Annotated in this window: 23 protein-coding genes; 14 read left to right on the top strand and 9 right to left on the bottom strand. The window is 72.9% G+C overall.

Annotation, left to right across the window (positions count from 1 at the left end; all coding sequences use genetic code 11):
- Positions 1-12: 12 nt before the first annotated feature.
- Genes ACZ5GP_RS12225 through ACZ5GP_RS12215 form a run of 3 tightly spaced genes read right to left on the bottom strand, consistent with a single transcriptional unit; the run spans position 13 to position 3263 of the window.
- The gene (locus tag ACZ5GP_RS12225; protein WP_468750788.1) at positions 13-546 is read right to left on the bottom strand and encodes a nuclear transport factor 2 family protein; all 534 of its coding nucleotides are present in this window, start codon (positions 544-546) and stop codon (positions 13-15) included.
- On the bottom strand, positions 543-1412 hold the full coding sequence (gene folP / locus ACZ5GP_RS12220) for a dihydropteroate synthase (protein WP_468750787.1): 870 nt from the start codon (positions 1410-1412) through the stop codon (positions 543-545). The genes ACZ5GP_RS12225 and folP overlap by 4 nt, the downstream gene beginning before the upstream one ends.
- 30 nt (positions 1413-1442) lie before the next feature.
- On the bottom strand, positions 1443-3263 hold the full coding sequence (locus ACZ5GP_RS12215) for a phosphatidylglycerol lysyltransferase domain-containing protein (RefSeq protein ID WP_468750786.1): 1821 nt from the start codon (positions 3261-3263) through the stop codon (positions 1443-1445).
- A gap of 349 nt (positions 3264-3612) precedes the next feature.
- Between ACZ5GP_RS12215 and ACZ5GP_RS12210 the strand changes: the two genes are divergently transcribed.
- Positions 3613-4734, top strand: coding sequence for an alpha/beta hydrolase (locus tag ACZ5GP_RS12210; protein WP_468750785.1), 1122 nt, complete (start codon positions 3613-3615; stop codon positions 4732-4734).
- A gap of 28 nt (positions 4735-4762) precedes the next feature.
- Here ACZ5GP_RS12210 and ACZ5GP_RS12205 read toward each other — a convergent pair whose 3' ends face one another.
- On the bottom strand, positions 4763-5920 hold the full coding sequence (locus ACZ5GP_RS12205) for an ABC transporter ATP-binding protein (protein ID WP_468750784.1): 1158 nt from the start codon (positions 5918-5920) through the stop codon (positions 4763-4765).
- 159 nt (positions 5921-6079) lie between these two features.
- Between ACZ5GP_RS12205 and ACZ5GP_RS12200 the strand changes: the two genes are divergently transcribed.
- The 4 genes from ACZ5GP_RS12200 to ACZ5GP_RS12185 all read left to right on the top strand — a co-directional run bounded on the left by ACZ5GP_RS12200 (position 6080) and on the right by ACZ5GP_RS12185 (position 9842).
- The gene (locus ACZ5GP_RS12200; RefSeq protein WP_468750783.1) at positions 6080-6808 is read left to right on the top strand and encodes an ABC transporter permease; all 729 of its coding nucleotides are present in this window, start codon (positions 6080-6082) and stop codon (positions 6806-6808) included.
- Positions 6805-7485 (top strand): ABC transporter permease, encoded by a 681-nt coding sequence (locus ACZ5GP_RS12195; RefSeq protein ID WP_468750782.1) that lies wholly within the window; start codon positions 6805-6807, stop codon positions 7483-7485. The genes ACZ5GP_RS12200 and ACZ5GP_RS12195 overlap by 4 nt, the downstream gene beginning before the upstream one ends.
- 67 nt (positions 7486-7552) lie before the next feature.
- Positions 7553-8530 carry an ABC transporter substrate-binding protein gene (locus tag ACZ5GP_RS12190; protein ID WP_468750781.1) on the top strand — a complete coding sequence of 326 codons (978 nt, stop codon included), beginning with the start codon at positions 7553-7555 and terminating at the stop codon, positions 8528-8530.
- 199 nt (positions 8531-8729) lie between these two features.
- Entirely contained in the window at positions 8730-9842 is a 1113-nt protein-coding gene (locus tag ACZ5GP_RS12185; RefSeq protein ID WP_468750780.1) for a hypothetical protein, read from the top strand.
- A 110-nt stretch (positions 9843-9952) separates the two neighbouring features.
- Here ACZ5GP_RS12185 and ACZ5GP_RS12180 read toward each other — a convergent pair whose 3' ends face one another.
- Together ACZ5GP_RS12180 and ACZ5GP_RS12175 are read right to left on the bottom strand one after the other, a co-directional pair.
- Positions 9953-11335: a PH domain-containing protein gene (locus ACZ5GP_RS12180; RefSeq protein WP_468750779.1), complete on the bottom strand. Its 1383-nt coding sequence runs from the start codon at positions 11333-11335 to the stop codon at positions 9953-9955.
- The gene (locus ACZ5GP_RS12175; RefSeq protein ID WP_468750778.1) at positions 11332-11841 is read right to left on the bottom strand and encodes a PH domain-containing protein; all 510 of its coding nucleotides are present in this window, start codon (positions 11839-11841) and stop codon (positions 11332-11334) included. The genes ACZ5GP_RS12180 and ACZ5GP_RS12175 overlap by 4 nt, the downstream gene beginning before the upstream one ends.
- A gap of 97 nt (positions 11842-11938) precedes the next feature.
- On the opposite strand from ACZ5GP_RS12175, the gene ACZ5GP_RS12170 reads away from it, so the two are divergent.
- Positions 11939-13102, top strand: coding sequence for an NADH-quinone oxidoreductase subunit D (locus tag ACZ5GP_RS12170; protein ID WP_468750777.1), 1164 nt, complete (start codon positions 11939-11941; stop codon positions 13100-13102).
- On the opposite strand, the gene ACZ5GP_RS12165 is transcribed toward ACZ5GP_RS12170, so the two are convergent.
- Positions 13067-14101 carry an SAM-dependent methyltransferase gene (locus ACZ5GP_RS12165; protein WP_468750776.1) on the bottom strand — a complete coding sequence of 345 codons (1035 nt, stop codon included), beginning with the start codon at positions 14099-14101 and terminating at the stop codon, positions 13067-13069. The two genes, ACZ5GP_RS12170 and ACZ5GP_RS12165, sit on opposite strands and share 36 nt — an antisense overlap.
- A gap of 106 nt (positions 14102-14207) precedes the next feature.
- On the opposite strand from ACZ5GP_RS12165, the gene ACZ5GP_RS12160 reads away from it, so the two are divergent.
- Together ACZ5GP_RS12160 and ACZ5GP_RS12155 are read left to right on the top strand one after the other, a co-directional pair.
- Positions 14208-15410 carry a sensor histidine kinase gene (locus tag ACZ5GP_RS12160; RefSeq protein WP_468750775.1) on the top strand — a complete coding sequence of 401 codons (1203 nt, stop codon included), beginning with the start codon at positions 14208-14210 and terminating at the stop codon, positions 15408-15410.
- Positions 15411-15485: 75 nt separating this feature from the next.
- Positions 15486-16157, top strand: a complete 672-nt coding sequence (locus ACZ5GP_RS12155) for a response regulator (protein ID WP_468750774.1) — start codon at positions 15486-15488, stop codon at positions 16155-16157.
- 43 nt (positions 16158-16200) lie between these two features.
- Here the strand turns inward: ACZ5GP_RS12155 and ACZ5GP_RS12150 are convergent, their stop codons facing one another.
- On the bottom strand, positions 16201-17307 hold the full coding sequence (locus ACZ5GP_RS12150; RefSeq protein ID WP_468750773.1) for a DUF5937 family protein: 1107 nt from the start codon (positions 17305-17307) through the stop codon (positions 16201-16203).
- Between the two features lie 232 nt (positions 17308-17539).
- Between ACZ5GP_RS12150 and ACZ5GP_RS12145 the strand changes: the two genes are divergently transcribed.
- Positions 17540-17785 (top strand): hypothetical protein, encoded by a 246-nt coding sequence (locus tag ACZ5GP_RS12145; RefSeq protein WP_468750772.1) that lies wholly within the window; start codon positions 17540-17542, stop codon positions 17783-17785.
- On the opposite strand, the gene ACZ5GP_RS12140 is transcribed toward ACZ5GP_RS12145, so the two are convergent.
- Positions 17742-18929: a threonine aldolase family protein gene (locus ACZ5GP_RS12140; protein ID WP_468750771.1), complete on the bottom strand. Its 1188-nt coding sequence runs from the start codon at positions 18927-18929 to the stop codon at positions 17742-17744. The two genes, ACZ5GP_RS12145 and ACZ5GP_RS12140, sit on opposite strands and share 44 nt — an antisense overlap.
- Before the next feature lie 146 nt (positions 18930-19075).
- Here ACZ5GP_RS12140 and ACZ5GP_RS12135 point away from each other — a divergent pair, with 146 nt between their 5' ends.
- From ACZ5GP_RS12135 to ACZ5GP_RS12115, 5 genes are read left to right on the top strand one after another with little or no spacing between them, the layout of a single operon-like run.
- A complete protein-coding gene (locus ACZ5GP_RS12135) occupies positions 19076-20035 on the top strand; it encodes a Rossmann-like and DUF2520 domain-containing protein (protein ID WP_468750770.1) in 960 nt (319 codons plus the stop codon).
- Positions 20032-21036 (top strand): pantoate--beta-alanine ligase, encoded by a 1005-nt coding sequence (panC, locus tag ACZ5GP_RS12130; RefSeq protein ID WP_468750769.1) that lies wholly within the window; start codon positions 20032-20034, stop codon positions 21034-21036. Before ACZ5GP_RS12135 ends, panC begins: the two co-directional genes overlap by 4 nt.
- On the top strand, positions 21033-22748 hold the full coding sequence (locus tag ACZ5GP_RS12125; RefSeq protein WP_468750768.1) for an L-aspartate oxidase: 1716 nt from the start codon (positions 21033-21035) through the stop codon (positions 22746-22748). The genes panC and ACZ5GP_RS12125 overlap by 4 nt, the downstream gene beginning before the upstream one ends.
- A 2-nt stretch (positions 22749-22750) precedes the next feature.
- Positions 22751-23749: a carboxylating nicotinate-nucleotide diphosphorylase gene (gene nadC / locus ACZ5GP_RS12120; RefSeq protein WP_468750767.1), complete on the top strand. Its 999-nt coding sequence runs from the start codon at positions 22751-22753 to the stop codon at positions 23747-23749.
- Positions 23749-24555, top strand: coding sequence for a type III pantothenate kinase (locus ACZ5GP_RS12115; RefSeq protein WP_468750766.1), 807 nt, complete (start codon positions 23749-23751; stop codon positions 24553-24555). Before nadC ends, ACZ5GP_RS12115 begins: the two co-directional genes overlap by 1 nt.
- Positions 24556-24603: the final 48 nt, after the last annotated feature.

Here is a 24603-nt window from a genome sequence, read left to right as displayed (position 1 = left end):
GCCCCTACCCATTCAGGAGGGAGTCTCGTCACTCTCCTCGTCGTCGTTTTCGGCCAGGACGGGCGAGGCGTGGTGCGACCACAGCTTCCAGCCGTCGGGGGTGCGGCGGAACACGTTCGTGGCGACCACGAGCTGCCCCACGAGCGGGCCCAGCTCGCCGCCGCCCGCCGGGGGCGGGCCGCCGCTCAAGATGTTCTCGGTGCAGGTCACCAGGGCGGTGTCACCGAACACGCCGACCCGCAGGTCGGTGAGGAAGAACTGGATGTACTCGGTGTTCGCCATGATCAGCGCGTACGACCTGAGGACCTCGCCGCGGCCGGTGAGGACCGGCCAGCCGGGGTGGACGCAGGAGACCGCGTCCCCCTCGCCGTCGTCCGCGCTCTCGTCGGCGATGTCGTCCGCCGAGGGGGCGTCGGCCCCGAGGTCCGGCGCGGAGTCCAGCCACAGCTCGGAGACCTTGTCGAAGTCACCGCGCTCCAGCGCTTCGTAGAAGGCGGTGTTGGCCAGCTCGACCTGCTCGACGTCGGTTCGCGCCGTCCCGGTCACCGGTGGCCGCCGGCGTCCGTCACGGCCTGGGCGACGCGCACAGCGTCCGCCGTGGCCCGCACCTCGTGCACGCGGACCGCCCAGGCGCCCTGGTGGGCGGCGATGGCCGAGACGGCGGCGGTGGCGGCGTCCCGTTCGCGGGCCGGGGGCGGGGCGCCCTCGGGGCCCGCGAGGACACGGCCGAGGAACCTCTTGCGGGAGGCGGCGACCAGGACGGGGTGGCCGAGCCCGCGCAGCCGGTCCAGGCCGGCCAGGAGCGCGAGGTCGTGTTCGGCCTCCTTGGAGAAGCCGAGGCCGGGGTCCACCACGATGTGCTCGGGGGCGATGCCGCCCTCGATGGCGGCCGCCACGCGCGCGTGCAGCTCGTCGACGACTTCGCGGACCACGTCCTCGTACACCGGCTCGGCGTGGATGTCGGTGAGGAAGCCGCGCCAGTGCATGACGACGAAGGGGGCGCCCGCGGCGGCGACCGCGGGGACCATGTGCGGGTCGGCGAGGCCGCCGCTGACGTCGTTGACGAGGACGGCGCCCGCGGCGAGCGCCTGCTCGGCGACGGTGGCGCGCATGGTGTCCACGGAGACGGTGACGCCCTCGGCGGCCAGGCCCCGCACCACGGGGACGACGCGCTTGAGCTCCTCGTCCTCGTCGACGCGGGTGGCGCCGGGACGGGTCGACTCGCCGCCGACGTCGACCAGGTCGGCGCCCTGGGCGACGAGGTCGACCCCGTGCTTGACGGCGGCCGTGGTGTCGAACCAGCGGCCGCCGTCGGAGAAGGAGTCGGGCGTGACGTTCACGACGCCCATGACCGCACAGCGGTCCCACCCCGGAAGCCCCTGGACCGTTCCCCGCCCGCGCAACGTACTCATGCCTCCAGCGTAGGCCCGGACGGCGGCGGGTTACGCCGCCTGCATCTCGCGTTCGGCGCTCTGGTGCGAGCATGGACGGCGCTGCGGGGTGCCCCGGCGCAGGAAGCGGGGCAGCGCGAGGGTCACGAAGCCCTCGGCCTGCATGGCGGCGAAGCCGATGCGGGGCAGGTCCTTGCTGGAGCGGTAGACGACGAAGCGAGGCTCCCAGCGGGGGCGGAACTTCGCGTTGAACTTGTACAGGGACTCGATCTGGAACCAGCGGGAGAGGAAGACGAGCAGGCCGCGCCAGGCGCGCAGCACCGGTCCCGCGCCGATCTTCTCGCCGCGGGCGAGGGCCGCGCGGAACATCGCGAAGTTGAGGGACACGCGCGTGATGCCCAGTTTCGGGGCGGCCTGGAGGGCGGCCACGATGAGCAGTTCGTTCATGCCGGGGTCGGCGGAGCGGTCGCGGCGCATGAGGTCCAGGGAGACGCCGTCCTTGCCCCAGGGGACGAAGTGGAGGACGGCCTTGAGGTCTCCGTAGGCCCCCGGCTCCTCGTCCGCCTTGTGGGCGGTGGCGATCAGGCAGTCGCCGTCGTTCGGGTCGCCGATGCGGCCGAGCGCCATGGAGAAGCCGCGCTCGGTGTCGGTGCCGCGCCAGTCGTCGGCGGCCCGCTGGATCTTGGCGAGTTCCCGCTCACCGAGGTCACGGATGCGCCGTACGCGCGTCTCGTAGCCATTGCGCTCGATCCGCTTGACCATCTGGCGTACGTTGCGCATCGCACGCCCGGACAGGGAGAAATCCGCGACGTCCACCACCGCCTCGTCGCCCAGTTCGAGGGCGTCCAGACCGGTCTCGCGGGTCCAGACCTCGCCGCCCGTCTCGGAGCAGCCCATGACGGCGGGCGTCCAGGAGTGGGCCTTCGCCTCGTCCATGAAGCGCTCGATGGCGCCGGGCCAGGCCTCGACGTCCCCGATGGGGTCGCCGCTGGCGAGCATCACCCCGGAGACGACGCGGTAGGTGACGGCGGCCTTGCCGCTCGGGGAGAAGACGACGCCCTTGTCGCGGCGGAGCGCGAAGTGGCCGAGCGAGTCGCGCGCGCCGTGCTTGTCGAGCAGCGCGCGCAGCTTCGCCTCGTCGTCCTCGGTGAGGCGCGCGGCCGGGTGTTCCGGGCGGAAGGCCAGGTAGATGGTGGTGAGGGCGGTGAGCATGCCGAGGGCGCCCAGCGAGAAGCCGACGGTCCAGGAGGTGCTGCCGTAGTAGCCGACCGGGCCCTCGAAGCCGAAGAGGCCGTACAGGACGTGCTCCAGGCGCTCCGTGATGCTGGGGTCCCCGATGACCTTGCCGGGGTGGACGCTTACGATCACCAGGCCGAGCAGGATCGATCCGGCGCCGAGGAGAACGAAGTTGGCGAGCGCCCGCCAGCGGCTGCGCGGGTCGGGCAGGGCCGTGAACTCACTCCGGTGGCGCAGCAGCAGGGCGAGGAGCGCCAGTGAGATCAGCACGCCGATCACCGAGTGCCGGTACGCGAACTGCGCCACGGCGCCCGCGGGCAGCAGCACCACGGCGGCCCGCCAGGCGCGGCGCTTGTGGCGGCGCAGGCCGTGCGCGAGCAGCAGCAGCAGGATGCCGGAGCTGAGCGCGAGCGCGGCCGCGAAGGGGCCGAGCGCCCCGGGGAGCACCTCGGCGAGGGCGTGCATGCGGCTGTACCTGAACCGCGGGAAGACACCCGCCGCGACGTTCAGCAGGCCTACGAGCGTGCAGGCTCTGGCGACGAGGGTCGGCACGGCCTCGGGGCGCGGGCCGCGCGTGATCCGGTGGAGGCGGCCGTCGCGGTGGCGGACGTCACCGCCCGGAACCCCACCCGACATTTCCCCATCTATCCTGACAGACATCGCATCCCGTAGTTGTGCGAGAGAGCTTGAATCCGGTGCCAAAGCGGCATCCGGCACCATTGCGCCCTCTAGGACGGTCCTTCAGGGGAACGGGTTCATTCCCGACCGGAAACCGCTGGAAAAGTAGGGCACGGCCTTCGGCGGGTGCCGACGAGGCCTCGGCTCCGGTCGGTCGCGCCACGGCAGGCCCGGGGCAACGTGAGGAGAAGCCGCGGCAGGCCCGGGGCAATGATAGGTGACGCCGCGGCACGTCCGTGGCGACGGTAAGTGACGCCGCGGTCCGCCCGGGGCGACGGCACGTAGAAAGCGCAGGCAGGAACACCCCATGGGTCTCACGAGCAACAAGGTCCTCGCCCTTGCGGTCTTGCTGGCCGTAGTGCTCTTCGTCGGCACCATCTGGCTCTGGCCGCGGCTCGCCGGCCGTACCTGGAAGGCGGTCACGGGCCGTGTCGGCCTGCTCCTGGCCACCCAGGTCATGGTCTTCGCCGCGGTGGGCCTCGCGGCCAACCAGGCCTTCGGCTTCTACGCCACGTGGGCCGACCTCTTCGGGCAGGAGACGAGTCCGGGGATAGTGGTGGACCACGATCCGGCCAAAGGGGGTTCGGGGCCCGTGAAGGTCGTCGACACCCAGACCGTGAACGTGCCCGGGGGCGGCCGGCCCGTCACCGGGGGCCAGATCCAGAAGATCGAGGTGGGCGGCAGGGAGTCGAAGATAGGCAGCCCCGCCTACGTCTACCTGCCCCCCGAGTACTTCCAGCCGCAGTACCGCAACCGCACGTTCCCCGCGACCGTGGCCCTGACCGGCTACCCGGGCACCGCCGAGGCGCTCATCAAAGGGCTGCACTACCCCCAGACCGCCCACCGGCTGGCCGGCGAGGGCAGGATGCAGCCGATGATCCTGATCATGATGCGGCCCACCGTGGCACCGCCGCGTGACACGGAGTGCGTGAACATCCCCGGCGGCCCGCAGACCGAGACGTTCTTCGCCAAGGACCTGCCCGACGCGATCTCGCAGCACTACAGGGTGGGCACCAAGGCCCAGAACTGGGGCGTCATCGGTGACTCCACCGGCGGCTACTGCGCCCTGAAGCTCGCCATCCACCACCCCGACCGGTACGGCGCCGCCGCGGGCCTGTCCGCGTACTACAAGGCGCCCATCGACGTCACCACCGGTGATCTCTTCCACGGTGACGAGCAGTTGGAGCGCGACGCCGACCTCATGTGGTACCTCGACCACAAGCCGGCGCCCAAGACGTCCCTCCTGGTGACCAGCAGTAAGAAGGGCGAGGACAACTACCGCGACACCCTGAGGTTCATCGACAAGGTGAAGGCGCCCACGCGCGTGTCGTCGATCACGCTCAACAGCGGCGGGCACAACTTCAACACCTGGCGCAGGGAGATCCCCGCCACCCTGCAGTGGCTGAGCGGGCGCCTGAACGACAACTGACGCACCGGGCGGCCGAGGTGAGCGGCGGTCAGTCGGCGGCGATGGCCGCGACCGTCTCCAGTTCCACCTCCGCCCGCGCGATGTCCCGCGCGTCCGCCGCCGTCGAGCGGCGCAGCGCCTCGTGCAGCCGGGCCGGGGTGAGCACCCCGAGGAAGCGGCCCTCGCTGTCCTTGTCGATGACCGCGATCCAGCCCGCGTCGTGCTGGAGCATCGTCGCGAACGCCTGCTTCAGGCTCGCGCCCACCGGCAGCCACGCCTCCATGCGGCGGGCGTGTTCGCGGACCGTGCCCTTGCCCGCGCGCGCGTGCTCGGCGGAGATCCAGCCGTGCAGGTTGTCGGCACCGTCCAGGACGACCGCCCAGCGGGCGTCGAGTTCCCTGGGCAGCACGTCGTCCAGATGCACGACGGGGGGCTGTTCCAGGTCGCCCTCCTCGATGGGCGTCACGGAGAGCCGCTTCAGACCCCGGTCCGCGCCGACGAAGTCGGCCACGTACGCGTTCGCCGGGGCGCCGAGGACCGTCGAGGGGGTGTCGAACTGCTCGATGCGGCCCTGGCCGTAGACGGCGATGCGGTCGCCGAGGCGGACCGCCTCCTCGATGTCGTGCGTGACGAAGAGCACGGTCTTGCGCACGGCCTGCTGGAGCCGCAGGAACTCGTTCTGCAGGTGCTCGCGCACCACCGGGTCGACCGCGCCGAACGGCTCGTCCATCAACAGCACCGGCGGATCGGCCGCCAGGGCGCGGGCCACGCCGACGCGCTGGCGCTGGCCGCCGGAGAGCTGCTCCGGGTAGCGGTCGCCGAAGACGGCGGGGTCGAGGCCGACGAGGTCGAGGAGTTCGGCGGCGCGCTCGCGGGCCTTGCCGCGCTTGACGCCCAGGAGGTGCGGGACGGTCGCCGTGTTCTCCAGGACGGTCTTGTGCGGGAAGAGGCCCACCTGCTGGATGACATAGCCGATGCGGCGCCTCAGCCGCACGGGGTCGATCGCGGATATGTCGTCGCCGTCGACGGATATCCGGCCCTCACTCGGCTCGATGAGCCGGTTCACCATCTTCATCGTGGTCGTCTTGCCGCACCCCGAAGGGCCGACGAGGGTGACCAGTTCGCCCTCGGCGACCTCGAAGGACAGATCGTCGACGGCGGTGGTGCCGTCCGCATAGCGCTTGGTGACGTGCTCGAACCGGATCATGTTTCCCCATTGTGGCGGGCGGCGGCGGGCTGCGCGTGACGGCGGTGTTGCGGCCGTACAACGACTCTCGGCGATTGTCGGTGCCGCGCGTTAGGGTCGCCAGACACGGGGGGACGTGTGTGCGGCATACGTTCGCGGATTCGGGGGAGGTGTGGGCGCGTGGCCGAGCGGAACTGTCTCGTGACGAACGACTGGATCTGCGGGGAGTACCTGCGCACCCGCAGCCAGGAGCTGACCGACGCGACCCTCCAGCACGTGGGCATCACGCTCGCCTCGGTGGCGATCGGCCTCGCCGTGTCGCTGCCGCTGGCGCTCCTCGCCCGGCGCTGGCGCTTCCTGACGGGCCCGATCCTCGGCGTGACGACCGTGCTGTACTCGGTCCCCTCGCTCGCGATGTTCTCGCTGCTGCTGCCGTTCTTCGGCCTCTCCGCCTCGCTGGTCGTCACGGGCCTGGTGCTGTACTCCCTCACGGTCCTCGTGCGCAACATCCTGGCCGGCCTGGAAGCCGTCCCCGACGAGGCGCGTGACGCCGCCAGGGGAATGGGGTACGGCCCGCTGCGCCTGCTGTGGGAGGTGGAACTGCCGCTCGCGCTGCCCGCGCTGCTGGCCGGCGTCCGCATCACCACGGTCTCCACGGTCGCGCTGACCACGGTCGGCGCCATCGTGGACTACGGCGGGCTCGGCACCCTCATCCTCGACGGCCTCGACACGACCTTCAAGGCCCAGGTGCTCACGGCCTCCGTGCTGTGCGTGCTCCTCGCCGTCGTCGCCGATCTGCTGCTGCTCGGACTCCAGCGCTGGCTGACGCCGTGGACGCGGGTCCATCGCATACGGACGAACCGCACCGCGCGCGACGCGGCCGCGGCCAAGGTGGCTGAACCCGCATGAACGCGATCACCGGTGCGTACGACTGGCTGACCACGGGCGCCAACTGGCAGGGCGAGAAGGGCGTGTGGCACCGCCTCGCCGAGCACCTCTACTTCAGCGGGGTCTGCCTCGCCGTCGCCTGCCTGATCGCGCTGCCCCTCGCGCTGTGGCTCGGGCACATCGGCAAGGGCGGCGCCCTCGCGGTCAACATCTCCAACGTCGGCCGCGCCGTGCCCACGCTGGCCCTGCTGATCCTGCTCACGCTCACCCCGCTCGGTGAGCACGGCGACGCCCCGACGCTGATCGCGCTGGTCCTCTTCGCGGTGCCGCCGCTGCTGACCAACGCCTACCTCGGGATGCGCGAGGTGGACCGGGCGGTCGTGGAGGCCGCGCGCGGGATGGGCATGAGCGGCGGCCAGTTGTTCGTGGGGGTCGAGCTGCCGCTCGCGTACCCGCTGATCATGACCGGGGTGCGGTCCGCCGGGGTGCAGGTCGTCGCGACGGCCACGCTCGCCGCGATGGCGGGCGAGGGCGGCCTCGGCCGGATCATCACCGCCGGGTTCAACCTCCAGAACACACCCCAAGTGGTCGCGGGGGCCTTCCTGGTGGCGCTGCTCGCGCTCCTGGTGGAGGGCGTCCTCGCGGTGGCGGGGCGCGTCTTCGATCCCATGCGGCGGTCGGGCGGGGCGACCCGCTGAGTTCTGCCCACCCGAGTTCTGTCTACCTGAGATCTGACTTCTCTCCCTTCGAAATGGTGGTTCACCGATGAACAGCACAACGCGTCGCGCGCGACGGATGGCAGGGGCGGCCGCGGCCGTCGTGGCGCTGACCGCGGGGCTCGCCGCGTGCGGCGGGGACAGCCTGGAGGACGACGGCAAGGGCTCGGACAAGGCGGGCGGGGGCAAGAAGGGCTCGCTGGTGGTGGGTTCGGCGCGGTTCACCGAGCAGAAGGTGCTCGCCGAGCTGTACGCGGGCGTTCTCGCGGACGCCGGATATGACACGCAGGTCAAGACCGTGCAGAACCGCGAGATCTACAAGCCCGAACTGAAGAAGGGCTCGATCGACGTCGCGCCCGAATACGCGGCGACCCTCGCGGAATTCCTCAACCTGGAGAAGAACGGCCCGAAGGCCGAGGCCGTCGCCTCCAGTGATCTCGACGCCACGGTGAGCGCCCTGGAGAAGCTCGCGAAGCCGCAGGGGCTGAAGGTCCTCCCGGCGGGCGAGGCGGTCGACCAGAACGCGTTCGCGGTCTCCAAGGAATACGCCGACAAGCACAAGCTCAAGACGCTCTCGGATCTCGGCAGGTCGGGCGAGAAGGTCAAGATCGCGGCGGGCGACGAATGCGAGTCGCGGCCGTTCTGCGCGCCCGGCCTGAAGAAGAAGTACGGGATCGATGTCGCCGGAATCGACCCCAAGGGCGTCGGCACCACGCAGTCCAAGCAGGCCGTCAAGAACGGCACGGACCAGCTGGTGCTGACCACGACGACCGACGCGACGCTGAAGAACTACGACCTCGTGATCCTCGAGGACGACAAGAAGCTGCAGAACGCGGACAACATCCTTCCCGTGGTCAACGCCAAGGAGGCGGGCGACAAGGAGATAGCCGCCGCGCTCGCGAAGCTGACGAAGACGCTCACGACGGAAGACCTCATCGAACTCAACCGGAAGGTCGACGAGGAGCGGCAGAAGGAGGCGGATGTCGCCCAGGAGTATCTGGAGTCCAAGGGCCTGATCGACGGCTGACGAGGAACCCGGTCGAGATCCTGATCAGGAACCCGGACAGGAACCCGGTCAGCAACCCGATCAGGATCTGGATCAGGAAGTCGATCAGACGGCGGTAAAGCGGGGAAGGGGCGGGGAGTTGCGGCGAGTCACCGATGAGAGGCCTGCTTTTTGGCGGGCGGGGCACCATACTTCGCCTACGCGCGGTAAGTTTCTGGCCATGCCACGTGGACGTCACCGCCATTCCCCACCCCTGCACAGGCTGCTTCCCCCCTCGACGGTCGCAGGCGTCTCCGTTCTGTGCGCCGGCGGCGCCTGGATGTTCGCGGAACCGGTCGTGCTCCGCGGGCTCGTCGCGGCCGCGGCGGCCGCCGCCGTCGTCGGTTCGGTCGTCATGCGCCGCTGGGACCAGGCGGCCGGCCGGCGCGTCGCCGAACTCACGCGCGCGCGAGCGAGCGACGAGTGGCGTTACGAGGAGCGGCTGGCCGAGGCCGAGTCCGACCTCGAGGAGTCCCGCGAGCTGCGGGGCAGGCTGGAGACCAAGCTGCGCGCCAAGCGGGCCGAGCTGGCCGCGCTGCGCAACGAACACGCCGCGCTGCTGCGGCGGTACGCGACCGCCGAGACCGAGCGGGCCAGCGCCCTCGAGGGGCGGCGGCTGCTCGCCATCGAGGCGACCTCGTCCACGCCCGAACTGTCGGCGCCCGAGGAGGGCTCCGCGGCGGGCGGCGGTACGGGAGCGTCCGAACTGGTGCCCGCCGTACGGGCGGGAGCGCCGGTGCCGACGGCGCGCGCCACGAGCGCCGCCGAGAAATCGGCCTCGCGGGATGACAGTGCCGGTGCGCGGGGTGGTCGTGCCGCAGGGCCGTCCGCCGCCCGGGCGGACGCGCGTCTGACGTCGTCGCTCTTCCTGCGGGCCAACACGGCGCTCGACCGCCTGGCCCCCAAGCCGGCACCGGCGCCCGAGGCGCGCCGGGAAGCGGAGGACGAGTCGCGGGGGAAGTCCGGGGCGGCCGATGGATTCGGCGGGCACGAGCGCGCGGTCGCCGTCGCGCCGCCCGTACCGGCGCGGCGCACGGCGCCCCAGGGAGAGTTCGACTTCTTCGGCACGAAGGGCGCGGCCCCGGCCGCGCTGGAGTCCGTGCAGAACGAGGACCTCGCCGACGTGGTGGGCGAGGAGGCCCTCGCGGTCCACAAGGCGCAGGCCGAGGCCGAGTTCAAGGACGCGCCCGAGGGCGACGCGGCGCGGGGCGTGGGCCAGGTCATCGACCTGACCGCGCACGACGAGACGGAGCAGATCGACGTGGCGGGCCTGCGGACGGCGCTCCGCGCGTAGGCGTCTCGCTGACCGTGCGGGGCACCGGCTCGTCGGTCGTGAGTCGTCCGCGGGTTGTTCTGAGCTGGTCGCGCAGTTCCCCGCCCCTTGCGGGGGCCGGCCTCCGCCCCTTAGGGGGCCATCCAGCGGTCCGGGCGGGCCGATTTGCGGCCCGTGCGGGAGCGGTCCGCCTGGGAGTGAAGGAGTTCCGCCGCCTCGGCGAAGGGCCGCAGGCGGGCCGTCACCGTCTTGCCGGCCCCGGTGTCGACGCGTACATCGGCCACGCCCCTGAACCGCTCCCACGGCCCCTGCGACAGCCGTACGCTCTGCACCTTGGCGTGCGGCACCAGCGACAGGCGGCGCTTGAGCAGGCCGTGCCGCGCCGCGAACACCGTGTCCGTGACCGCGAGGCCGTAACCCTTCCACCACAGCGGCACGCACCACGCCGCCCGCGCGGGAGGCCGGGACAGCTCCGCGGGGTCCGGCACGCGCGTGCCCGGCAGGATCCGCCCGATGACCGCCTCGGCGTGCTCCCGCGGCGCCACCGGCACCAGCACGCCGCCCGCCGAACCCGCCACGTCCAGCTCCACCCGCACCCAGCCGCGCCGCCGCCACAGCAGCGGCTGCACGATGTGCACGGTCTGGACACGACCCGGCGGCACCGTCTCGTGCGCCTTGTCGAGCAGCCCGCGGTCGATGCGCAGACCGTCGGGGGACTCGCCCACCGTCCAGTCGTACTCCTTGACGAAGCGGCCGACACTGCCGGCGAACGCGCCGCCCAGGATCGGCAGCCCGGTGGCGAGGACTGTCCACAGGTTGTGGGTGACGAACCACAGGAAGGCCGGTACGACGGCCGCGGCGACGAGCATCGCCCAGGGGGCACCGGTCAGCATCAGGGAGAGGGCGAGCATGCGCGGCGGTACGTGCAGAAGGCCCCGCACCGGCGCCTCGCCGACCTCGCGGGCCCGCGCCGGGGTGAAACCGGCGGCCCGCGCGAGCAGTTCGGCCCGCAGTTCGGCGGCGTCGCGCTCGCCGAGATAGGCCAGCTCGTCCTTCGTGTCCGCCCCGACGACGTCCATCTTCAGCTTGGCGACCCCCGCGATGCGGGCGAGCAGCGGCCGCGTCACGTCGACGGCCTGGAGCCGGTCGAGCCGGATGTGGGCGGTGCGCCGGAAGAACAGCCCGGTCCGGATGCGCAGTTCGGTCTCGGTGACCGCGAAGTGGGTGAACCACCAGCTCAGGAAGCCGTACGCGGCGCCCCCGAGGACCACGGCCAGGCAGCCCAGCAGCAGTGTGGTGGCGGTCAGTTCGGTCAGGCGCTGCTGGGTGCCGTTCGGGTCGTGGACGGACCAGCCCACCAGGACCGCGAAGGGCGCCCAGGCGCGCCGCAGCGGCGTCACGGGATGCAGCCGCCGCTCGGTCACGGCCGCGGTCTCCACCGGCCCGCCGGCGTCCGGGGCGTCCCGTACGTCGTGCGGGGCCCCGCCGCCCTCGGCCGCCCCCTCGCCGCTCACAGCCCCGCCGATCGGGCCTCGCCCAGCTCCGTCAGACGGTCGCGCAGCCGCTCGGCCTCTTCGGGGAGCAGCCCGGGGATGCGGGCGTCGGTGGCGGCGGCGGCGGTGTGCAGCTGCACGCTCGCCAGGCCGAAGTGCCGCTCCACGGGCCCGGACGTCACCTCCACGAGCTGCATCCGCCCGTAGGGCACCACGGTCTCCTCGCGCCACAGCACGCCCCGGCTGATGAGCAGGTCGTCGTCGCGCTCGGCGTAGCGCCACGAGCGCCAGTTGCGCCCGAGCATCGGCCAGCCGCCCGCCACGACGGCGAGCGGCAGCAGCGCGCAGGCCGTCCACGCCGGGCCCGCGAAGAGGCAGAGGAGTACGCCGGTCGCCGCCGCGAGCGGCACCAGCCAGGCCACCAGCAGCAGCCGCCGCAGCTTCAGCAGGCCCCGCGGCAGCCCCGTCCACACCGGCTCGACCCGTGCCCCCGCCGGTCCAGCGGTCCCTGCCGTCCCCGTTTCCATGCCCCCAGCGTACGTACGCCCTCCGACAGCCGCGTAGGCCCGATGGCCGCGTCCGAGCGGGGAGCGCGTACGAGAGCGCGTACGAGAGACTGTGCGCATGAGTCCCACGGCGGAGACCACCACGCAGACCACGCTCGGCATCGGCGGCGCGGCCGAGAGCACCGACATGGTGCTCAACATCGGCCCCCAGCACCCGTCCACGCACGGCGTGCTCCGGCTGCGCCTCGTCCTGGACGGCGAGCGCATCCAGCACGCGGAGCCGGTGATCGGCTACATGCACCGCGGCGCGGAGAAGCTCTTCGAGGCCCGGGACTACCGGCAGATCGTGATGCTGGCCAACCGCCACGATTGGCTGTCGGCGTTCTCGAACGAGCTGGGCGTGGTGATGGCCGTCGAGCGGATGCTGGGCATGGAGGTCCCCGAGCGCGCGGTGTGGACGCGCACCCTGCTCGCGGAGCTGAACCGCGTGCTGAACCACCTGATGTTCCTCGGGTCCTACCCCCTGGAGTTGGGCGGCATCACCCCGGTGTTCCACGCGTTCCGCGAGCGCGAGGAGCTCCAGAACGTGATGGAGGAGATCTCGGGCGGCCGCATGCACTACATGTTCAACCGCGTGGGCGGCCTCAAGGAGGACCTGCCCGCCGGCTGGCCCTCCCGCGCGCGTGCGGCGGTCGCCTCGGTGCGTTCACGCATGGACGTCTACGACCGGCTCGTGCTCGGCAACGAGATCTTCCGGGGCCGCACGCGCGGCGTCGGTGTCCTGAGCGCCGAGGCGGTACACGCCTACGGAGTGAGCGGCCCCATCGCCCGCGCCTCCGGCGTCGACTTCGACCTGCGCCGCGACGAGCCCTACCTGGCCTACGGCGAACTCCAGGACACCCTGAAGGTCGTCACGCGTCAGGAGGGCGACTGCCTGGCCCGCTTCGAGTGCCTCCTGGAGCAGACCCACAACGCCCTCGACCTCGCCGACGCCTGCCTGGACCGGCTCGCCGAACTCCCGCAGGGCCCGATCAACCAGCGCCTGCCGAAGGTCCTGAAGGCCCCCGAGGGCCACACGTACGCGTGGACGGAGAACCCCCTCGGCATCAACGGCTACTACCTGGTCTCCAAGGGCGAGAAGACCCCCTACCGCCTGAAGCTGCGCTCGGCGTCGTACAACAACATCCAGGCGCTGGCCGAACTGCTGCCGGGGCAGCTCGTGGCGGACATGGTGGCGATCCTCGGGTCACTCTTCTTCGTGGTCGGCGACATCGACAAGTAGCGCCGCGCCGCCGGGCAGGGCGACCGGCTGGAGCAGCCACCCGAAGTCCCCGAGGCCGCCGGGCGCCGTCAGCTCGGCGGCCTGCCCCGCGCGCGACAGAGCGCGCACGTACGCCGCCGGGTCGGTGGAGGCCAGGGCGAGCGGGGGGCGGCCGCCGCTCACCCCGAGCGCGGCGAGCGCCGCCCGCTGCGTGAGCAGCTCGGCCCCGTCCAGGGCGCAGGCGTCCAGCGCCACATGGGCCGTGAGGTCACAGCTGCCGTCGGGCACGGGAGGCGTCTCGCGGCCCGCCCGGAAGCCCGTGAGCGTCCCGAAGGGCGGCCGGTTCCCCTTGGCGTGCGCGTAGTCGACGGCGACCGCGAGGCCGCGCGCCAAGGACGCCACGGCGGCCGCCCACGCCTCGTCCCGCGGGCGGCCGATCTCCGCGCGCAGGCCGGGCTCGTCCGCCAGCGGCCACCAGCGCGCCAGCCACGCCGCGTCCGGCCCGGCCACGGGCCCGCCCAGCGCCTCGGAACCGTCCTCGCGTACGAGGACCCGGCGCACTGTTCCGTCGGCGGCCACCTCGGCGACGTCCACGGGGACGTTGTCCAGCCACTCGTTGGCGAAGAGCAGGCCGCTCACGCCGGCCGGTGGCGTATCCCGCCAGGCGATGCGCGGATCGAGCCCCCGGGGGCGCTCCGCGCGCTCCACCGCGTACGCACGCACGCGTGCCGCCACGTCGGCGGGGAGCGCGGCGAGAACGCCCGCCGTCAACTCGCCGCGTCCGGCGCCCATGTCGACGAAGGCGACCTCCTCCGGATGGCCGAGCCGCCGGTCCACCCGGACCAGGAGGCGGGCCACCGCCGCCGCGTAGAGGGGCGTGGCGTGCACGGACGTGCGGAAGTGTCCGGCGGGCCCTTCGGGGCGGCGGTAGAAGCCCCGGGGGCCGTACAGGGCCGTTTCCGCGGCTTCGCGCCAGCCGCGCGGACCGCCCGCCGCGTCACCGTGCTCGTCATTCGTCACAGACCGCAGGCTAAGGGGGCCTCCACCTTGGGGAGTACACGTGCTCCACGCGGATCGCCCCTCCGGTTGACCCCGGGGCGCCGTGGGCCTGCCTACGCTGGGTTACGTGCAGCGCCTCTATGACTTTCTCCGCAGACACCCGACATGGGTCGACGCCTTCTGGGCCGTCGTCCTCCTCGGGGTCTCCGGTATCGGTCTGGTCTCCATGTCCGGTGTGGACGACGACCTGCCGGTCATCCCGGCGATCCCGCTCGTCCTCGGATACTCCCTGGTGATCGCGCTGCGCCGGAGGATGACCGGGCAGATGCTCGTGCTCGCCGCGGTCCTCGGTGCCGTCCAGCTCGTCATCGACCTGGAGATCATGCCGGCGAACTTCGCCATGCTGGTGGTCATCTACACCGCGGCCGCCGACGGGCCGCAGTGGGCCTCGCGGTTCGCCCTGGTGGGCGGCCTGTGCGCGGCCCCCCTGGCGTCGATGCGCTGGCCCGTGACGGGCACCTCCGTCCTCGGCAACGTCTTCTACACGATCTTCCAGATCGTCCCCTTCGCGCTCGCCTGGGTCCTCGGCGACTCCATCCGCACCCGCCGCGCGTACTTCGCCGAACTGGAGGAGCGCGCCGCCCGCCTGGAGAAGGAGCGCGAGGCCCAGTCGAAGGTCGCGGTGGCGGCGGAGCGGGCCCGCATCGCACGGGAGCTGCACGACGTCGTCGCGCACAACGTCTCGGTGATGGTCGTCCAGGCGGACGGCGCCGCCTACGTCATGGACGCCGCGCCCGACCAGGCCAAGAAGGCCCTGGAGACCATCTCGGGGACCGGCCGCCAGGCGCTGGCCGAGATGCGCCGCCTGCTCGGCGTGCTGCGTACAGGAGAGCCCGAGGAGGGCTCCGAGTACGTCCCGCAGCCCGACGTGGAGCAGCTCGACGAGCTGATCGAGCAGGTGCGCACGGCGGGCCTGCCCGTCGACTACAAGGTCGAGGGCACCCCGCGCCCGCTGCCCAGCGGCGTGGAGCTGACCGCGTACCGCATCGTGCAGGAGGCGCTCACGAACACCCGCAAGCACGGCGGCGAGAACGCCGGCGCGAGCGTGCGCCTCGTCTACTTCGACGACGGCCTCGGGCTGCTCGTCGAGGACGACGGCAAGGGCGCCCCCCACGAGCTGTACGAGGACGGCGGTGCCGACGGCCGCGGGCACGGGCTGATCGGCATGCGGGAGCGCGTCGGCATGGTCGGCGGCACCCTGGACGCCGGGCCGCGCCCGGGCGGCGGCTTCCGGATCAGCGCGCTGCTGCCCCTCAAACCGGCACACTGAACTCGATCATGTCCGGCGATGACACCTGTCACCGGTGCTTTTCCCCCGCATTGACCCTCGAAGGGACACCCCAAGATGTCGATCCGCGTCATGCTCGTCGACGACCAGGCGCTCTTGCGCACCGGGTTCCGGATGGTGCTCGCCGCGCAGCCGGACATGGAGGTGGTCGCCGAGGCGGGTGACGGGGTCGAGGCCCTCGAGGTGCTCCGCGCCACCAAGGTCGACGTGGTCCTCATGGATGTCCGCATGCCGAAGCTGGACGGCGTCGAGACGACCCGGCGCGTCTGCCAGGGCCCGAACCCGCCGAAGGTGCTGATCCTGACCACCTTCGACCTGGACGAGTACGCCTTCTCGGGGCTGAAGGCGGGCGCCTCCGGCTTCATGCTCAAGGACGTGCCCCCGGGGGACCTGCTCGCCGCGATCCGCGCCGTACACAGCGGTGACGCGGTGGTCGCGCCGTCCACCACGCGGCGCCTGCTCGACCGCTTCGCGCCGATGCTGCCGAACGCGGGCGGACAGCCGCAGCACAAGCAGCTGGAGCGCCTGACCAGCCGCGAGCGCGAGGTGATGGTGCTCGTCGCGCAGGGCCTGTCGAACGGCGAGATCGCGGCGCGGCTCGTGCTCTCGGAGGCCACGGTCAAGACGCACGTCGGCCGAATCCTGACCAAGCTCGAGCTGCGGGACCGGGTGCAGGTCGTCGTCCTCGCCTACGAGACGGGGCTCGTACGGGCCGGGGGCGGTTCCTGAAGCACGTCCCGAGGGCCCCGCGGCGGGGCTCTCGAAGCGCGTCCTAGCGCAGTACTCCCTCGATGAAGTCGCTGCCGAGACGGGACACCACGCTGATGTCCAGCTGATGCTGTACATAGCGCCCGCGGCGGCGCGTGGTGATCAGCTCGGCCTTCTTCAGGACGCTCAGGTGCCGGGATATCTCGGGCGCCGTCATGCCGTGCGCGTCGGCCAGCTCGCTCGTGGTGTACGCCCCGCGCGCGAGGTGGCGGCACAGGCGCATCCGCACCGGGTGGGCGAGCGCGGACATGCGGCGGGTCAGCTGCTCCACGGTGGGCGGGGCGGTGAGGCCCGGAGCGCTGACGGGGTACGTGATGGCGGCCTGCCAGCCCTTGCGGTGCAGCACCATCAGGTGCGGCCAGCCGAGGCTGGTCGGGACGAGCACCAGTCCGCCGGCGCCCGTGGTCGTGTGCCCCGTGGAGATCTTGTCGACGACGATGCGCCGGCCGATCTCGTCCAGGGAGACCGCCCCGGAGATCGCCTTGAGGGCCTCCGCAAGGCCTTTGCGGCGCAGCAGCTCGGTCTTGTGGCGGGCGTCCGCGGCCAGCTGGTGGCTCAGCCGGGCCCAGGTGTCGGCGAAGAACGCCTCGTCGCAGTCCTGCAGCAGCTGGCGCAGCCACGCGCGCACGGCGGGCGGCTCCTCCAGGAGCCGCCGGGTGAACCGCACCTGCTGCGGGCCGCGGGCGGCGGCCAGGTCCAGCGCGCGCCGCTGCACGGCCGGATCGGCCAGGATGTCGCGCTCCGGCTCCGCGTACGTCGACTGGCAGGTGAACTCCAGGGCGGCGTCCACGAACTGCTCGTCCGTCAGCTTGTCCAGCTGGTCGAGCTCCTCGGCGAGCGTGGCCCCGGGGAGCGCGCTCTGCCCGGGCAGGCCCGCGAAGGGCGCGAACACGTCCGAGAACGTCGAGCGCCACAGGAAGTCGGCCTCGCACAAGCGGTCCGCCAGGCAGGGGTCCAGGCGTGCCGAGACGGCCGTCGCCCAGCCCTGGAGGCCGGGGTGATGGCCCGGCTCGGACAGCGCGTGCAGCGCCATGCCCAGCTCCGCCAGGGGCGAGGGCACGACGTGGATCCGCTGGTGGGACAGCCCGCTGATGTCGATGCTCACGCTCATGGCCCCATGGTGCACCGCACCACCGACAGCGCCGCCGTCGATTGACGGGCACCGTCAATCGACGCGACGGGGGCGGCCCCGCGGGAGCAGGCTGAGGTCATCGCCGGAGCCGCCGAAGCCTCCGGACGACCACCACCTCCGCCGCCACCTCCGTATCCCGATCCCGCGCCGCTGGGACCCCGTGACCCTATGGCGCCCGAAAAGTACCCTTTATCCCGAGAGGCGATACGTCATGAGCGTCACCCAGCAGTACCTGCTCGACACCTACCGCGCCGCCCAGCACGGCGAGCGGACGCCGCCCGCCCCCGGCCGTCAGGACTGGCAGGCCGTCCGCGAAGTGCGCGACTACGGCCGCTTCCGTGCCGTCGTCGAGGAACGCCCCGCCCACGGCAGGGTCCGCGCCGCCCTGGCCCGCCTCCTGCACGGCGGCCGCCTCAGCGGGGGAGCCGTCGCACGAACTCCGCGACCGCTTCCTTGACGTCGGCCGCCGTCCACTCCAGGCCCTCCTCGGTCACGGTGACCTCCGTGACCGAAAGGCCGGGCGGCCCGTCCGCGAACCACCGGCCGAACAGGCAGGTCCCCGTCTCCTCGGCCTGCCCCACCGACGCCTCGTCCAGCACGTCGGCTGCGTACGGCAGCCAGACCTGGAACTCGTGGGTGTGCGGCGGGCGCGGGTGCACGCGCGACCAGGGAACCCCGGTGGCCGCGAATCCCTCGTGCAGCGCCTCGGCCACCACGCGCGCGTGAGCGACGTAATCGGGCAGCCGCGGCAGGACGCGCTCCAGGCCGAGCAGAGCGGACACGGCGGCCGGGAACTGCTGGAACAGCTGCCCTCCGTACCGGTGACGCCACACCCTCGCCTCCTCGACGAGCGTCCGCGGCCCGGCGAGCGCCGCCCCGCTCAGCCCCTCCAGAGACTTGTAGAACGACACGTACACACTGTCCGCGAGCCCCGCGATCTCCGTGAGCGGGCGGTCGAAGTGCCGCGTGCACTCCCACAGCCGGGCGCCGTCGATGTGCACGACCGCGTCCCGTTCCCGCGCCGCCTCCACGACGGCTTCGAGCTGCTCCCACGTCGGCAGGACGAAGCCCGCCTCCCTGAGCGGCAGTTCGAGCATCAGCGCCCCGAAGGGCTCCGGAAAGTCCCGCACCTCACCGGCCGTGGGCAGGCGCGGCTCACGCGTCGGGTGCACCGGGCGCAGACCACTGACCGCGCTGAAGGCGCCGCCTTCGTGCAGCTCGGGGTGCGCCTTGGGGTGCAGCGCCACGGTCGCGTTCCCCGTGCGCCCCGCCCAGCAGCGCAGGGCCACCTGCTGGGCCATCGTGCCGGTCGGGAAGAAGGCGGCCGCTTCCTTGCCCAGCAGCCGCGCGACCTCCTCCTCCAAGGCGGCGACGACGCCGTCTCCGTAGACGTCGACGGGCTCGTCCGCGCCGACGACCTCGGGGGCCGCCGCCGCGAGCGCCGCGAGGCGTTCGACGAGCGGGAGGTGCAGGGGGGAGCGGTGCAGGATCCGGGTGGCGCCCCGGGCGGCCGCCACCCGTCTGGCCCGGGGGTCCGGCTCCTGGCCCGGCGGCGTGGCCGGCTCCTCGGGGTGCGTCTGGTCCGTGTCATCGACAGTCATCCCCCGAGCATGGCCCGCCCACCCCCGCCAGTCATATGAATAACCACAGCCTGTGGACAGCGCAGGACGCGGCGGAGGCCGATCGCGTTAGCATGACGAGAAATCGTCCGGTACCCCGAGCGGACTGGAACGGAAGGCGTCATCGCGTGAACGCATCGCATCAGCCGGACCCGCGGGAGCGCCCCGCGAGGCTCACGGTGGGAGTCGTGGGAGCGGGCCGTGTCGGCCCCGCGCTCGCCGCGTCGCTCCAGCTCGCCGGGCACCGCCCGGTGGCCGTGTCCGGGGTGTCCGACACCTCGGTGCGCCGGGCCGCAGCCCTGCTGCCCGACGTCCCCCTCGTCCCCCCGGCCGACGTGCTGGAGCGCGCCGACCTGGTACTCCTGACCGTGCCCGACGACGCCCTGCCGGGCCTGGTCGAAGGCCTCGCGGAGACCGGCGCGGTGCGCCCAGGCCAGCTCCTCGTGCACACCTCCGGGCGCTACGGCACCAAGGTCCTCGAACCCGCCCTGCGGGCCGGCGCCCTGCCGCTCGCGCTGCACCCCGCCATGACGTTCACCGGCACCCCCGTCGACGTCCAACGCCTGGCCGGGTGCGTCTTCGGCGTGACCGCGCCCGAGGAGCTGCGGCTCGCCGCGGAAGCGCTGGTCATCGAGATGGGCGGCGAGCCCGAGTGGATCGCCGAGGAGATGCGCCCGCTCTACCACGCGGCACTCGCCCTCGGCGCGAACCACCTGGTCACCCTGGTCGCCGAGGCCATGGACCTGCTCCGCGCCGCGGGTGTGGCCGCCCCCGACCGGATGCTCGGCCCCCTGCTCGGCGCGGCCCTCGACAACGCCCTGCGCTCGGGCGACGCGGCCCTCACCGGCCCCGTCGCGCGCGGCGACGCGGGCACCGTCGCCGCCCATGTCGCCGAGCTGCGCGAGCACGCCCCGCAGACCGTCCCCGGCTATCTCGCGATGGCCCGCGCCACCGCCGACCGCGCCCTCGCCCACGGCCTGCTCAAGCCGGAGCTGGCCGAAGACCTCCTCGGCGTCCTGTCCGGCGGGGTCCCCGGCGCGGGCGGCGCCGGCGGAACCGGCGGAACCGAAGGAGGAAGCAGCCGATGACCACCACCCTCCTGCACACCGCCGAACCGCTGCGCACGCGCGTGCGTGAAGGCCGCCGGGCCGTCGTCATGACCATGGGTGCCCTGCACGAGGGGCACGCCTCGCTGATCCGCGCCGCGCGCCGCATCGCGGGCCCCGACGGCGAGGTCGTCGTCACGGTGTTCGTGAACCCCTTGCAGTTCGGGGCGGGCGAGGACCTGGACCGCTACCCCCGCACCCTCGACGCCGACCTCAAGATCGCCGAGCAGGCCGGCGCGGACACCGTGTTCGCCCCCGGCGTGGACGAGGTCTACCCCGGCGGCGAACCCCAGGTGCGGGTGAGCGCGGGCCCCATGGGGACGGTCCTCGAAGGAGCCACCCGCCCCGGCCACTTCGACGGCATGCTCACCGTCGTCGCCAAGCTGCTGCACCTCACCCGGCCCGATGTGGCGCTGTTCGGCCAGAAGGACGCCCAGCAGCTCGCCCTCATCCGCCGCATGGTCCGCGACCTGAACTTCCCCGTGGAGATCGTCGGCGTCCCCACCGTCCGCGAGGACGACGGCCTGGCCCTCTCCAGCCGCAACCGCTACCTCTCCCCGGACGAGCGGCACACCGCCCTCGCCCTCTCCCAGGCCCTCTTCGCGGGCCGCGACCGGCATGCCGCGCAGGAGGCGCTGCGCGCGCGTGCCGCCGGCGAGCCCGCCACCCAGGCGCGCGCCGCCGCCCTCAGTGCGATCGGCGAGTCCCGCGCCGCGGCCGACGCCCACGCCGTCGCCCAGTGCGCGGCACCCTCCGCGTCCGGCGGGCCCGCCGTCGTCGTCGCCGCGGCCCGGCAGCTCCTCGACGAGGCCGCCCGCCTGCGCCCCCCGCTGCAGCTCGACTACGTGGCGCTGGTGGACCCGGCCGACTTCACCGAGGTCCGCCCCGGCCACACCGGGGAGGCCATCCTCGCGGTGGCCGCCAAGGTCGGCTCCACGAGGCTGATCGACAACATCCCGCTGACCTTCGGAGCCGCCGTATGACTGCCACCGGAATACGGCTGCACGCTCCCGCCCCCGGCTGGTCCCTGGACGCGGACGTCGTCGTCGTCGGCTCCGGGGTCGCCGGCCTGACCGCGGCGCTGCGCGCCGCCGCCGCCGGCCTGCGGACGGTCGTGGTCACCAAGGCCCGCCTGGACGACGGCTCCACCCGCTGGGCCCAGGGCGGCATCGCCGCGGCCCTCGGCGAGGGCGACACCCCCGAACAGCACCAGGAGGACACCCTCGTGGCGGGCGCCGGCCTGTGCGACGAGGAGGCGGTGCGCACCCTCGTCACCGAGGGGCCCGACGCCGTGCGCCGCCTGATCGAGACCGGCGCCCACTTCGACACCGGCCCAGAAGGCGCCATCGAGCTGACCCGCGAGGGCGGCCACCACCGCCGCCGCATCGCGCACGCCGGGGGCGACGCGACCGGCGCGGAGATCTCCCGCGCCCTCGTCGAGGCCGTCCGCGCACGGGGCATCCCGACCGTCGAGAACGCCCTGGTCCTCGACCTGCTCACCGACGCCGACGGCCGCACCGCCGGCGTCTCCCTGCACGTCATGGGGGAGGGCCAGCACGACGGCGTGGGCGCCGTCCACGCCCCCGCCGTGGTCCTCGCGACCGGTGGCATGGGCCAGGTCTTTTCGGCGACCACCAACCCGTCGGTGTCCACGGGTGACGGCGTCGCGCTCGCCCTGCGCGCGGGCGCCGAGGTCTCCGACCTCGAATTCGTGCAGTTCCACCCCACCGTGCTCTTCCTCGGCGCGGACGCCGAGGGCCAGCAGCCGCTGGTCTCCGAAGCCGTGCGGGGCGAGGGAGCGCACCTCGTGGACGCCGACGGCGTGCGCTTCATGGTCGGACAGCACGAACTGGCCGAGCTGGCGCCCCGCGACATCGTCGCCAAGGGCATCACGCGCCGCATGCAGGAACAGGGCGCCGAACACATGTACCTCGACGGGCGGCACTTCGGCGCCGACATGTGGGCCCACCGCTTCCCGACGATCCTCGCCGCCTGCCGCGCCCACGGCATCGACCCGGTCACCGAGCCGATCCCGGTCGCCCCGGCGGCGCACTACGCCTCCGGAGGCGTCCGCACCGACCTCCACGGCCGCACCACCGTCGCCGGCCTGTACGCCTGCGGGGAGGTCGCCTGCACCGGCGTGCACGGCGCGAACCGCCTCGCCTCCAACTCCCTCCTCGAAGGCCTCGTCTACGCCGAGCGCATCGTCGCCGACATCACGGCCCAGCACGCGCGGAACACCCTCCACGCGCGCGTGCCGCAGCCCGTCGCCCAGCCGGAGACGCCCTCCCACCCCCTGCTGCCGCCCGAGGCCCGCTTCACCATCCAGCGCGTCATGACCGAGGGCGCCGGCGTGCTCCGCTCCGCCGAATCGCTCAGCGAAGCCGCGGCCCGCCTCGCCCGCATTCACGCCGAGGCGGCGGGCGCCCTCGCCGTGGACGGCAAGACCGCCGAGCCCGGCGTCGACACCTGGGAGACCACCAACCTCCTGTGCGTGGCCCGGGTCCTGGTGGCCGCCGCCCAGCGCCGCGAGGAGACCCGGGGCTGCCACTGGCGCGAGGACCACGCCGACCGCGACGACGCCGCCTGGCGGCGCCACATCGTCGTGCGCCTGAACCCGGACAGGACCCTGGCCGCCCACACCACCCGCACCGCCGACTTCCCTCCCACCCGCCCCAGTCCCCAGGAGCAGTGACCGTGAGCACCCCCGACGACCTCCACCTCGCCGCCCCCTCAGCCGCAGGCGGTGGCTGCGGCGACGCCTGCGGCTGCGGCGGGGACAACACCTTCGACCCCCTGGAGTGCGGTCTCGACCCCGCTCTCGCCCGCCTCCTGGCCGAGGCGGGCCTCGACCCCCTCCAGGTCGAGGACATCGCGCACATGGCCATCGAGGAGGACCTGGCGGGCGGCGTGGACGTCACCACGGTCGCCACCATCCCCGAGGACGCCGTCGCCACCGCCGACTTCACCGCCCGCGAGGCGGGCACCGTGGCGGGCCTGCGCATCGCCGAGGCCGTCATGTCCGTGGTGTGCGAGGAGGAGTTCGAGGTCGAGCGGCACGTCGAGGACGGCGACCGCGTCGAGGCGGGCGACACGCTGCTGAGCATCACCACCCGCACCCGCGACCTGCTCACCGCCGAGCGCAGCGCACTGAACATCCTGTGCCGCCTCTCCGGCATCGCGACGGCCACGCGCGCGTGGACGGACGCCCTGGACGGCACCAAGGCGAAGGTCCGCGACACCCGCAAGACGACGCCCGGGTACCGCGCCCTGGAGAAGTACGCGGTGCGCATGGGCGGCGGCGTCAACCACCGCATGTCGCTCTCCGACGCGGCCCTGGTCAAGGACAACCACGTGGTCGCCGCGGGCGGCGTCGCACAGGCCTTCGCGGCCGTGCGCGAGCGCTTCCCGGACGTGCCGATCGAGGTCGAGGTCGACACCCTCCACCAGCTGCGCGAGGTCGTGGACGCGGGCGCCGACCTGATCCTCCTGGACAACTTCACCCCGGGCGAGACCGCGGAGGCCGTGGCCCTCGTGGACGGCCGCGCGTTCCTGGAGTCCTCGGGCCGCCTCACCCTGGACAACGCCCGCGCGTACGCGCAGACGGGCGTCGACTACCTCGCGGTGGGCGCGCTGACCCACTCCTCCCCGATCCTGGACGTCGGCCTCGACCTGCGGGAAGCGGTGCGCGACTGATGCTGCTGACGATCGACGTAGGCAACACCCACACCGTCCTCGGCCTCTTCGACGGCGAGGACATCGTCGAGCACTGGCGCATCTCCACCGACGCGCGCCGCACGGCCGACGAGCTGGCCGTCCTGCTCAACGGCCTGATGGGCATGCACCCGCTGCTCGGCGAGGAGCTGGGCGACGGCATCGACGGCATCGCGATCTGCTCGACGGTCCCCTCGGTCCTGCACGAGCTGCGCGAAGTCACCCGCCGCTACTACGGAGACGTCCCCGCCGTCCTGGTCGAGCCCGGCATCAAAACCGGCGTCCCGATCTTGATGGACAACCCCAAGGAGGTCGGCGCCGACCGCATCATCAACGCGGTGGCGGCGGTGGAGCTCTACGGAGGACCGGCCATCGTCGTCGACTTCGGCACGGCCACCACCTTCGACGCGGTCTCCGCACGCGGGGAGTACGCCGGTGGCGTCATCGCCCCCGGCATCGAGATCTCCGTGGAGGCGCTCGGCGTACGCGGCGCACAGCTCCGCAAGATCGAGCTGGCCCGGCCGCGCAGCGTCATCGGCAAGAACACCGTGGAGGCCATGCAGGCCGGCATCCTGTACGGCTTCGCGGGCCAGGTCGACGGCGTCGTGAACCGCATGGCGCGGGAGCTGGCGGGCGCGGGCGGCGACCCCGACGACGTGACGGTGATCGCGACGGGCGGCCTCGCGCCGATGGTCCTCGGCGAGGCGGCGGTCATCGACGAACACGAACCGTGGCTGACCCTGATAGGGCTCCGCCTGGTCTACGAACGAAACATCTCCCGCACCTGACCACCCTCAGGGGACCGAACGCGGCGATACGGACGAATGGCCGCCTGT

This window comes from Streptomyces sp. NPDC031466, from assembly GCF_055581265.1.
The sequence above is the reverse complement of the archived record's forward strand: the minus strand, read 5'-3'. Positions and strand labels throughout refer to the sequence as shown.